Source organism: Aeribacillus sp. FSL K6-1121, from assembly GCF_038003725.1.
Lineage (GTDB): Bacteria > Bacillota > Bacilli > Bacillales > Aeribacillaceae > Aeribacillus > Aeribacillus composti.
Genome location: NZ_JBBOPS010000001.1, coordinates 3717453 through 3729307 on the forward strand (window position 1 = coordinate 3717453; position 11855 = coordinate 3729307).

The following is an 11855-nucleotide window of genomic DNA, read 5'->3' on the forward strand; positions in this document are numbered from 1 at the left end:
AACGAAAATAGACTATAGTCTTTATAGACCATAGTTTATTTCAATATATTTGATTTGTCAATAATATTTTGTTAATTTAGAATATTTTGTATAATAGGTTTTCCAAGACCATTAGATATAATAAAAGACAAGTTGAGTTAGGAAAAAAGGGGATTTTTTTATGACATTAAATGCAAAGCAAAAAAAGGCGCTTAAAACCAAAAAAAGAATTTTGGAAACAGCTTTGGAGCTGTTTAGTCAAAAAGGATATAACCAAGTCACTGTGGATGAAATCGTCGAGAAAAGCAAAACGTCGAAGGGAGCCTTTTACGGGCATTTTGCTTCGAAGTCAGAAATTTTTTTGGAAAAGTTTAAGGAAATTGATAACTTTTATGATGAATTTTGCAAAACATTGCCGAATGATTTATCTGCTAAGGAAAAAATTATACGTCTTTCCATCACACAAATGAAGTATTTGAAAAACGATTTAGGGAAAGAGTTAATGCAAACGATTTATATGAATCCTCAAAGCGCCAAGTTTCTTGCGGATACGAATCGAAGATTATATCACATTCTTGAAAATTACTTACAAGAGGGACAGGAAAAAGGGGAGTTCACCGAAGATTTTTCAATACAAGAGCTGGCCATGATCATTTCCAGGTGCATGCGGGGAACTTTATATGATTGGTTTATTTTCGAAAAGGAACTAGATCCGGTCATCGAGATTGAAAAGATGCTTCAAGCGGTTTTTCAAGGAATTGAAAAATGTTGATTCAAAAAATTACTAGAGCTTCAGAATCGTAGGAAACTATGAAATTGAGCCATACTGATCATCCTTTTCTTCCTCTCTTTATGTTTGAATGTTCTGATACTTACAAGCATAAGAGAGGTTTTGAAAATTGGGAAATCAAGTGGCTCATTTTTTTATGTGGTCGATCCTCTGTAAAGTGACTTAATATTAAATGATCAAATTCAAACATACATCCTATATGTAAAAATTTGTGTTTTTTTGCATAGAGTGAAATCCACGCCAAAAAATGACAGAACATCATCGCTGCTGGCAAGATAAGCAAACAAAGGGATAAATCCTAAAAAACAATTGGAACTGTTTGTTAAAATTATCTATTTTGGGAGGCAGAATAAGTGACTGATTTTATAATTGAGTGACATGTTCATCATCTGTTGTTTGAAGAGGTGATTTATCTGTTTTATTTTGTGTAACTGTTCGTGTTTGCATCAACGTAAAAATTTTCGATATCCCCCTTTAACCAAGATATATCCCATAAAGAGCTCTATTTGACTGCTTATGGATTCTTTTTTGATCTTCTTTATCGGTAGAAACTCTTATTTAAACAGCACATCTCATTCGTTCAGGTGATATCTGATGATTGGTGAATAATAGGATATGTTGGTGGAGTAAAATGATTCATTTTCAAGAAAAAATTAATTTTAGCGGTCTGGTTGTATAAAGTTGATATAGAATCTGTAAATCTATAAATAATCGTGATGGACTTTAATTAGAAATACTAATAATGAACTATACTTAAATAATGATATACTATAATTAAGATATAATTGTTGTAGAAAAGGCGTGTGGCGAAAGCCATGTAGAGCTTTGAATTAGGCAGGTCGCCTGCATCCTTTCTACAAATATTTGGGGATAAGGATGGGGAAAAATGAGTAGCAGACAAACTAACACAGACGTTATTTTAATTGGTGCCGGAATTATGAGTGCGACTTTAGGGACACTGTTGAAAGAATTAGCGCCGGAATGGGAAATTAAAGTGTTTGAAAAACTCGACAAACCAGGAGAAGAAAGCTCTAATGAATGGAATAATGCAGGAACGGGGCATGCTGCACTATGTGAGCTTAACTACACACCCGAGAAACCGGATGGATCTATTGATATTAGCAAAGCTATAAAAATTAATGAACAGTTCCAAGTTTCCAGACAGTTTTGGTCTTACCTTGTAAAAAACAATCTAATACAAAATCCGCAGGAATTCATCAGACCGCTGCCCCACATGAGTTTAGTCCAAGGGGAAAATAATGTGAGATATTTAAAGAAACGTTTTGAAGCGCTATCAAACAATCCATTATTCCAAGGAATGGAATTTTCTGATGACCCGGAAAAACTGAAAGAATGGATTCCGCTTATAATGGAAGGACGTACATCGAATGAACCGATCGCAGCAACCAAAATCGACTCAGGTACGGATGTTAACTTTGGAGCTTTAACACGCATGTTATTTGACTACTTAAAAGAGAAAGATGTCGAAATATACTACAAGCATAGTGTTAAGGATATTAAACGCACAAGCGACGGTTTGTGGGAATTGAAAGTGAAGGATCTCAATAGCGGTTCAGTTGAAATCCATAAGGCTAAATTCGTATTTATTGGAGCCGGCGGGGGAAGTCTGCACTTGCTTCAAAAATCTGGTATTCCAGAAGGTAAACATATTGGTGGTTTTCCTGTAAGCGGATTATTTATGGTATGTAATAATCCAGAAGTTGTAGAGCAGCATCATGCAAAAGTTTACAGTAAGGCTAAAATTGGTGCACCTCCTATGTCAGTTCCGCACCTTGATACACGGTATATCGACAACAAAAAAACATTGCTCTTTGGACCGTTTGCAGGCTTCTCGCCTAAGTTCTTAAAAACTGGTTCAAATTTGGATTTGTTTGCTTCCGTAAAACCGCACAATTTCGTAACTTTGTTGGCATCAGCCTTTAAAAACTTTTCTTTGGAAAAATACTTGATCGAGCAGCTTCTGTTAACGAAAGAAAAGCGCATGAATGAGTTGCGTGAATTTATCCCGACGGCTAAATCAGAGGACTGGGATATAGTCGTCGCAGGCCAACGTGTGCAAATTATCAAAGATACTGAAGCTGGCGGTAAAGGAACGATTCAATTTGGTACAGAAGTTGTTACGGCTGCAGATGGCTCGATCGCTGCATTGCTAGGTGCTTCTCCTGGAGCTTCTACTGCCGTACACGTAATGCTTGAAGTAATTAAAAAATGCTTCCCTCAACATTTGAATAAATGGGAACCGAAAATTAAAGAAATGATTCCTTCTTATGGTGTGTCACTAGTGGAAAACCCGGATCTTTTCCATGAACTTCATACTTCAACAGCAGAGACGCTCGGTCTAAACGGACAAGAACCGATCTCTGGTGTAAACGAAAAAGAACCGGTTTATAGCTAATTTCTTGGATGAGAAACAAAGGTGTGGAATGAATAAAGTTTAAAACAGCCACTTTTCATCAGTGGATAATTGTTTCTATAATAAAGAAAAGAGACTGATAAGTCAATGATTTTAAAGCAGAGCTAATATAAAAAAATTGCAGAATAATAGAATATAATTGAAAATAATCCGTTTTTAAAAATTTTTTGTCACGACGAAAAAAAGAGGGATGTCTAATAAGTCGTTTTTTCGATTTATAGACCTCCCCTTTAATGTTTTAGTAACGTTTATATATTGATGTTTATGTGTTTTTTGTTTTAATGACGTTTTGATTTTTGATATGCCTCCCCATTAGGTAGACAGATTAAAAAATAAAAATCTGTTTATCTTCATGGGGAGTTTTATTATGATAACCAAAAGAGTTTATCCTTACGGTGTTACACACATGCGGAATTTGAATGGAAAGCCATTTTGACAATAAAGAGCTTGCTCTGCCGCAGCCTTAAAAGTATTGTAAAACTTGTGTTCGTAAAAAGACACCTGTCTTGGATAAAATTTAAACTTATTTATCAAGATTGACAACAATATTGTCACGTAAAAAATACATGTTAGGAGCTGATTTCGTTTGACTTCATAAACGTGTGTTTTTTTGTTGTGAACTTTTATATTAAAATAGTTTTTTAAAATAATGAATGAATATTATCTTGGCTAATGGAGTATCTGATACGAAAGCCGGACAAGTAGAGAAACAATTAAATAGTGATAGTGTGCCGGAAATTCAATTTTTCATCTGGTGGAGACAGCGGAGCCATATCGTCATATGTTGTGCTGCGGATCAGGCGCTTTGCTATTGGCCATCATCTTTTTAAATGAATTGATAGAGAAGCGTTTTGAAAAAAGATGAATATTTCTTGCGGGTATTATTGAAAATGATAATTGTTATCAAATATAATAATGTATAATCACAATGAAAGGAGTAATGTGAGTGTTTGTTCAAATAAAAACTATTTTAGTGACAGAAGGACATGCCGATCGAATTGTTGACCGCTTCACTTCACAGGGAATAATCGAACAGCAGCCGGGTTTTATCGATTTAAGCGTGCTTAAGAAAAGGCAGAGAAAAGGGAATGAAGAAGTACTCGTTATGATTCGCTGGGAATCAGAAGAGGCTTGGAAAGCCTGGGAGAAGAGCGAGGCTCACCTTGCTGGTCACCGGGCGAACCGAGGCAAGCCTGCTCCCTCCTACATTTTGGAGAGTCGTCAAGATGTCTTCTATGTGCTGGGTCAGAAAGGCTATGTAGAGTCCTCTACTCGATAAAATAAAGCAGCCTCCAGTCCAAAAGTAGATTTTTCCTGAACATATGCTCTAAAAATTTTTAAATGCCCATTCATTTTAGATGATGGTCAATTGTGAATGGGTGTTTTTTTATTGCTTAAGAATCTATTCATGTGTGGGGTTTCTGGATCCAATTGAGCGTCAAAAAGGATTAGAAGAACTTAAATCATTGCTATTAGAAGAATAGTAGATACATAAGAAGGGGAGATCGTTGTTGGACGCGATCTCCCCTTCTGGATTTTATGAAATGAAAAATCCGTACACAGTGGCATAATACACACATCTAATTTTCAGTTGCTGAGTGTTGTTGAGAATTATTATTCAATAATTGGCATGATGTGCCGAAAAAAAGATGGAATAAAAATGCAAATGAACGTTCGTCCATTTAAAGAATCCTAAAAACACCCTTCACAGCTAAGCATGAAGGGTGTTTCATCAGCGTTTTAAGAATACAATCGTTCGGAGATAACGTCATCGACTGGAACATAGTCATAGCCAAGGTCATGTGCTACTGCTTTAAAGGTTATATTTCCATTCATGACGTTCACGCCTGTTTTAATCGCTTCACTTTCTTTAATTGCTTTGATTACACCTTTGGAAGCAATTTGCACAGCATATGGAATCGTGACATTTGTTAGGGTAATTGTTGCTGTACGTGGAACCGCACCTGGAATGTTGGCGACTGCATAATGCAGCACTCCATATTTTTCGATAATAGGATTGTCATGAGTTGTTGCATAATTAATCGTTTCAAAGTTTCCGCCTTGATCAATAGCAACGTCGATTATGACTGACCCGGGCTGCATAGATTTTACCATTTCTTCCGTTACAAGCTTAGGTGCTTTTGCACCGGGAATCAGCACCGAACCGATAACTAAATCGGAGTCTTTGACAGATTCTGCAATATTATAAGGATTTGACATTAACGTCTGCACAGTTGAACCAAAAATGTCTTCTAATTGACGCAGGCGAGCAGGATTTAAGTCAATAATTGTTACATCTGCACCAAGGCCTTGTGCAATTTTTGCTGCATTCGTTCCGACTACACCGCCGCCAATAATCGTGACTTTCCCGCGTTTGACACCAGGAACACCGCTTAGCAGTATTCCCTTTCCTCCTTTAGATTTTTCCAAATATTGCGCCCCGAGTTGAGCTGCCATGCGGCCGGCAACTTCGCTCATTGGTGTCAATAATGGCAGTGTATTATTGACGGTAATTGTTTCATAAGCAATAGCGGTTACTTCATTTTCCACTAAAGCTTTGGCCAATTCCGGTTCATTTGCCAAATGGAGATAGGTAAATAAAATTAACCCTTTTCGGAAATATACATATTCAGCCGGGAGGGGCTCTTTTACTTTCAGAATCATTTCTGCTTTTTCCCAAACCTCTGAAGCTCTTTCAACAATCTCGGCACCAGCCTGTTTATACTCTTCATCGGTAAAACCGCTTCCGATTCCAGCGTTTGCTTCAATAACAACTTTATGTCCTGCATTTATTAATTGCACAACCCCTGCAGGTGTGATAGCTACACGATTTTCATTATTTTTAATTTCTTTCGGTACCCCGATGATCATCCTCACCATCTCCTTAAAATAACATCTGCACCACTATCATATCTCTTTTAGTTGAACCTTACTTTATGAAAAAATCAGAAAACCGCAAAAGTAATTTGTGTAAATATACAAATTACTCGACATTCATGCTTTCAAGTTTTAAATCCAGAAATAATGTTATTTTCTGGTTAGGGTCTTTCAGGTTTACTCCTGTTATTTCTACAACTCTTTTTAAACGGTAATTTAACGTATTCGGATGAACATGTAATAATTGCGCTGCTTGATAAACATTGCAGTCACATTCTAAATAACTTTTAAGCGTAAGCAATAAATCGGTGTGATGCTTGAGGTCATACTCTCTTAATTTTTTGATTGCCTCACTTTGATAGTGGTCACGAACTCGGATTTGATAAAGTTCATCTAAAAACTGATAGATGCCGATCTCCTGAAAACTATACTTTTGCTGTAATTCATCGGGGAATTTTTCCTTAAGCCTTAATACTTTCAATGCTTGTTTATAGCTGCAATGAACATGCTCCGGAGAATGATAAACGGAGCCGAAAGCACCAGATATATTTCGGATTTGTAAACGCATACTTATTTTGTTGATAAAATCTTTAATAAAACCGGAAAGAGCGTTAATCGCCTCTTTTTCTGTTCTGAGCCGGGTAAGCAATATTAGTTGATTTTGATCAAATAATTTGCTGACTACTTGAACTTGGTGCAATGTTTCAGCTAAATAATAGGCATGTTTTTCAATAGCTTGTGTTATATCATTTTCAAAGTTAATGATAGCAACAGCAAGATTTCCATCCAGATTAACCCCAACTCGTTTAGCCTGGTGTTTAATCTTAGACACATCGTTCAGATGACCTGTTAATAGCTTCCATAGAAATTCTTGATGACTCTCTTCTTCTTTTCGTTTTCTTATTCGCTGAAGGAGGAGCTGGTTTTTCACAAGCTTTGCAGCTTCCTTGAGCAAATGCAATTGATCATCGTCCATTGTTTTATCATTGATTTGTGCCCATATAAAACCTAAAACCTCATTATGTTTTCGAATCGAAACAGCGACACGGTTGCCTAGTCCAACTTCTTTGATTGCAGGGACAATAACAGGTTCATCGCTTTCGAACAGTTTTGCCATAATCCCATTTTTCCAAAGGCTGTTAATGATTTTATCTGGCACTTTTCTACTCATAATCGTGGCCATTCTTGCTTCATCTACATTTTCTTTATGTCTGCTGTAGGAAATGATCTGATGATTGGAATCCTCTATCGTAATTGGACATTCAAGCATTTCACCAATACGGTCTGCCAAAAGGTCTAGGGAATCGTCTTGACGCAACTGCGAAAGTAATTGTGGATAGCCTAATGAATTCCTCATTAATTCTTGCCCCCCTTTTGCATTTTTACAGTCCTAAATCCAATAATGAAGGGTCAATTGAAATGAACAAGAATCACCCGTTTTGTCGATCATTATTGAAAAAAATTTCTGAACAATTAGAAAGCCTAAACAAGATTCGTACCAAAATATTCTGCGCCAGAAGCTCATACCGCCGAAGGTAACATAAAGAGTAATATAGCGAAAAAAGAATCTCTACATGGTCAGCCAAACACCGAGAATCGCAGATTACATTTTGTTTGCTTCTATAAATGCAGCCAATTCTCCAAGGATTTACAGTTATGAAGAAAACTAAATATTTGCTTTTCTTTTTTCATTTACGTGTTTTGCTAATTTCGTAATATTGATTTTTCCTAAATTCGGCCTGGCTTTCCTTTTTGATTGATCGATTCTTTGCCGATCATTTATCCTGCAAAAGGGATGTAATACGAAAAATTACTAATAGGAAACGCGATTTTTGCTAAGTAGAAAAACACGGGGTCAGCATATATAAAAATCTCTGTTAGTTCATAGTTATTTTTAATTAATCTTGCCGATTGTTCAGCAGTTTCACAAATCAAAGGTGTCGTCATCAATTCATTACATTCGGCAGCGATCTTACCAATTTCATGGTATTAGGCTCAAGCACAACATCTGCAATCATTAATTGAATAATTCCACCTCCTTAAAATGGTTTTAATAATCTATAATGAAAATATTCCGTCTTTATTAAAAGCAGCATCCCATTTAAACTGTCTTTAAATAGATTATTTTTTTAAAATGCAGCATTCTCAATATTATCGTCAGGAGATCTGACAAATTATAAAAAGTAAACGTTTTCAAAACTACCTATTTTAGAAAAAGTTGGCGAACGTATAGGATAAAATCTGGGTAAAACCGATGAACTGCTTGTTCATTGCACAGACAACGATGCTTTACATTTTGCCGGGTTTCAAAAGAATAGGACATTTTTTCTGGAAACATATGGATAGATATTCAGCTTTGTATAATTGCCACTTGATCGAAATCTTCCTTGAAAAACTTCTTCGCATAACGGTGTGAGAATTTTGCATTACTGTTGGATCAATAAAGTGCTTGTACTCATGCATTTCGAAAGAATACTACGCTGCTGAACAGTGCTATGCTGATGCTATTATTTTACCACGTTCTTGAGAAACTTGCTTTTGCTTGTCGTGTTGTTAAAATATTTGGTAGTGATGGCTATTTAATACTTTAATGGGAAATTTCGGATCGTTTCGAAGGTTCTTTATTTTTACGGGAGCTTCCACATCCTGATATGTTCATTCCGTAGGATGCCCAGTGGAAACAGCTTGAATAGTGGTGCTCGTAAAGGATATTGAAGGAAATCAATCAATATTCGGCAAAAGCCCTAAACAATTCGTATTTGAATCGTTTAGGGCTAGGAATTCTGTGTTTGGGTCTGTATTTACAGTGATGTGAAAGGACAGAGGCTGTTCAATTGTTTAAATATAGTAAGTAAAATCCTCGGGTATTACCCGCTTTAAGAACTGTTTTGTTCTTTCTTCTTTTGGATGTGTGAAAATTTCTTTAGGTGATCCTTCTTCTACAATGACTCCGCCATCCATAAAAATCACCCGATTGGCAACATCTTTCGCAAAAGACATTTCATGAGTTACAACCAACATTGTTGTTCCTTCTTTGGCAATTTGCTTCATAACTGTTAAAACTTCACCAACTAATTCCGGATCCAGTGCTGAAGTTGGTTCATCAAATAAAATGATGTCTGGATTTAAAGCAATCGCTCTTGCAATGCCAACCCTTTGCTGCTGCCCGCCCGATAATTCACTAGGGTAAGCATTGTATTTGTGGGACAGTCCTACTTTATCCAATGCTTTTTTTCCAATTTCATTCGCTTTTTCTTTTGGAATCTTCCTGCCAATAATAAGCCCCTCTGTTACATTTTCTAATGCTGTTTTATTATTAAACAAATTGTAATTTTGAAATACAAATGCAGTCTTTTGTCTTATTGCATGAATTTGTTTTCTAGTTGCTTTATGAAGATCAACCTGAATATCCCCAAAAATTGCCTGACCTTGATCTGCTTTTTCAAGAAAATTTATGCATCTTAGCAATGTTGTCTTTCCTGATCCGCTCGGTCCAAGTATGACGACAACATCCCCTTTATCTATTTTTAAATCAACTCCGTTTAAAACTTTGTTTTTCCCAAATGATTTATGTACATTTTTAATTTCCAGCATGTTATCCACCTCTTTCCTTCAAGCTTAAGTCTGGTAGTTTTATAAATATTCTCCAAAACTACATATCAATATAAAATTCAAAAAATTCCGACATGTTAAGCTCTTAATATTATTTCATGCAATGGCACCCTATGACTTAATGATGTGCTTTAATAAAATTGACAGTGGCTGTACAAAAATTTGAAAGTGCTGCAGCCGGCGTTTGAGGAATGAGCATTCTAAATGCCTGAACATTTTAATCCAACTGACTGTGCAGTCACAAATTATATATGATTTCATTTGCATAAGGATAGGCTCTGTCATATGCAAGCTTTTGAATCACTATTTTTGCAGTGTCAATTGATGAACGAGAGGATGTATTTGATCCACACTCTGTTAGTAGATGAGTAATGCTAAATCTGTACCTGCCGCTTCGTCGTCTGCACCTTTTATCCATTCAAAAATCTGCACCATCTAATTGAGTCGTTCTAAATTTAAATCATACTATTTAGCTAGGTTTAATTTTCTATAATAATAGATCTTAATAATTTGAAAGTCAACAGTTGATTGTACAGATCGGACAAATTGATAAAAAGACATGAGAGTTACTAGTATTCTGAGCTTGTTTTGAAGTTTCATTGTAGGTGCAGCGAAAATATTATTGTTTGAAGAAATGCTCATATGTATTTTCAATACTTTATTCCTAGTTGTAAACTCATATAGAATAGCTGGCGAATATTATTTAAAAAAATTATTCAAAAATAATTAATTCCGTTTTACACTCCATTTCGTATTCACACTTTTTAAAAAAGTTCATGTCCAATTTTTACCGTTTTTGTATCTGCTCTATATTACTTTTTTATAGAATCTAAACTTATTTTTATGGAGATAACAGCTTCTCCATACATATTTTTATGGAGTTCATATTGCGTTATCGATACATAAAGAAGAAAGTGCTGGTACAAACATTAAATTTTCTTAATAAAGTTTAATCAATGAAACAGTATTTTTTAAAAATACTCCAAATCTTCCATTTTCCCCTTGGCCTTAACAGCTTTATTACCCTACCACGTTTCCGAAAAAAGGGAACTGATCTAATTTGTTGCATCTCCATTTTTTCTTCTATTCATTTTGTTAATCGATAGCTTATATTCACATGAATAATACACTGTCCGAATAATTTTTCAGACATAAAGCGAATCAATCATTCCGATAAATACAAATTATTTTTTTATGGATGAAATTCAATTAAACAAGATTTTTCTATTTTCCTGTAAAAAATTCGACTAAAGTCTTCTAATACGGAGTATCCCACTGAATAAAAAACTACTAAATGAAAAATTTCTATAATGATGGAAAACTGGAAGATTCATAAAAATTTATTGACAATGAGAATCGTTATTAATAAAATGACTCTTGAGATTGAGAATCATTATTGATAAGTGGCCGAAAGGGGGAAAGCTATTTAATTCTGGAATATAACAATCTATTAATTAAATTTTAAAGGAGGGTACGGATCAAAAAATGAAAAAAATTTTTTCAGTCGTCTTTTTACTTTTTGTAGTTTTTTATGCTTCATTGCCGGCATCGGCGAATAATTCCTTGGCTGATGGAACATATACCATCAACTATAAAGTTTTAAAAGCAGATAATGATTCGGTATCCATAGCCAATGATTATTGGGAAAAGCCTGCAAAACTAATTGTGAAAAATGGCAAATACTTTGTTCAAGTAAGATTAAATCATAGTTCGTGGATTAAAGAATTTAAAGTCTCTAATGTAGATACAAAAGTGATAAGCACAGATACTTCTGCAAATAAAAGAGTTGCGCAATTTGAAGTAGATCAAGTTCCCGACATTGTAACCTCTCAAATACATGTTTATATTCCAGAAGAAGAATTTCCTGGAGAGGGTGTTTATGACAGCCATTACACAATAAGACTAAAGTTTGATCAAAATAGCATTAAAGCTGTTAGCTCAGATTCTAATAGTTCAAACGAATCATCTACCTCTGCTTCTACAAAAACAAGCAATGAAAAAAGTAGTCAAAATAAAACAAACAATCAAAATGAAACAGACAAGCAGACAGAAAATAATCCGGAAACTAGTGACAGCACGTCACTTTATGTTTTCATCGGTTTATTTTTATTATCTGCAGCATTTCTAACTTTTAAATTCAAATCTAGATTTAAAGTTTCGTAG

The 11855-nt window shown here is 35.1% G+C and carries 7 protein-coding genes; 4 read left to right on the forward strand and 3 right to left on the reverse strand.

The annotated features are described in order from the left end of the window. Positions 1-160 precede the first annotated feature (160 nt). The 3 genes from NSQ61_RS18090 (at position 161) to NSQ61_RS18100 (ending at position 4482) form a co-directional block, all read left to right on the forward strand. Complete coding sequence (locus NSQ61_RS18090; RefSeq protein ID WP_339210452.1) at positions 161-751, forward strand: TetR/AcrR family transcriptional regulator; 591 nt, start codon at positions 161-163, stop codon at positions 749-751. A gap of 904 nt (positions 752-1655) precedes the next feature. After that, positions 1656-3185, forward strand: coding sequence for a malate:quinone oxidoreductase (locus NSQ61_RS18095; protein ID WP_339197633.1), 1530 nt, complete (start codon positions 1656-1658; stop codon positions 3183-3185). Positions 3186-4149: 964 nt separating this feature from the next. After that, on the forward strand, positions 4150-4482 hold the full coding sequence (locus NSQ61_RS18100; RefSeq protein ID WP_066250125.1) for an antibiotic biosynthesis monooxygenase family protein: 333 nt from the start codon (positions 4150-4152) through the stop codon (positions 4480-4482). A 461-nt stretch (positions 4483-4943) separates the two neighbouring features. Here NSQ61_RS18100 and ald read toward each other — a convergent pair whose 3' ends face one another. From ald to NSQ61_RS18115, 3 genes are all read right to left on the reverse strand, one after another. Beyond that, on the reverse strand, positions 4944-6074 hold the full coding sequence (gene ald / locus NSQ61_RS18105) for an alanine dehydrogenase (RefSeq protein WP_340807809.1): 1131 nt from the start codon (positions 6072-6074) through the stop codon (positions 4944-4946). A gap of 112 nt (positions 6075-6186) precedes the next feature. Continuing rightward, on the reverse strand, positions 6187-7437 hold the full coding sequence (locus NSQ61_RS18110; protein WP_144598286.1) for a PucR family transcriptional regulator: 1251 nt from the start codon (positions 7435-7437) through the stop codon (positions 6187-6189). A gap of 1481 nt (positions 7438-8918) precedes the next feature. Continuing rightward, positions 8919-9674 carry an amino acid ABC transporter ATP-binding protein gene (locus NSQ61_RS18115; RefSeq protein WP_063387708.1) on the reverse strand — a complete coding sequence of 252 codons (756 nt, stop codon included), beginning with the start codon at positions 9672-9674 and terminating at the stop codon, positions 8919-8921. 1503 nt (positions 9675-11177) lie between these two features. On the opposite strand from NSQ61_RS18115, the gene isdC reads away from it, so the two are divergent. Then, on the forward strand, positions 11178-11855 hold the full coding sequence (isdC, locus tag NSQ61_RS18120) for a heme uptake protein IsdC (protein ID WP_063387709.1): 678 nt from the start codon (positions 11178-11180) through the stop codon (positions 11853-11855).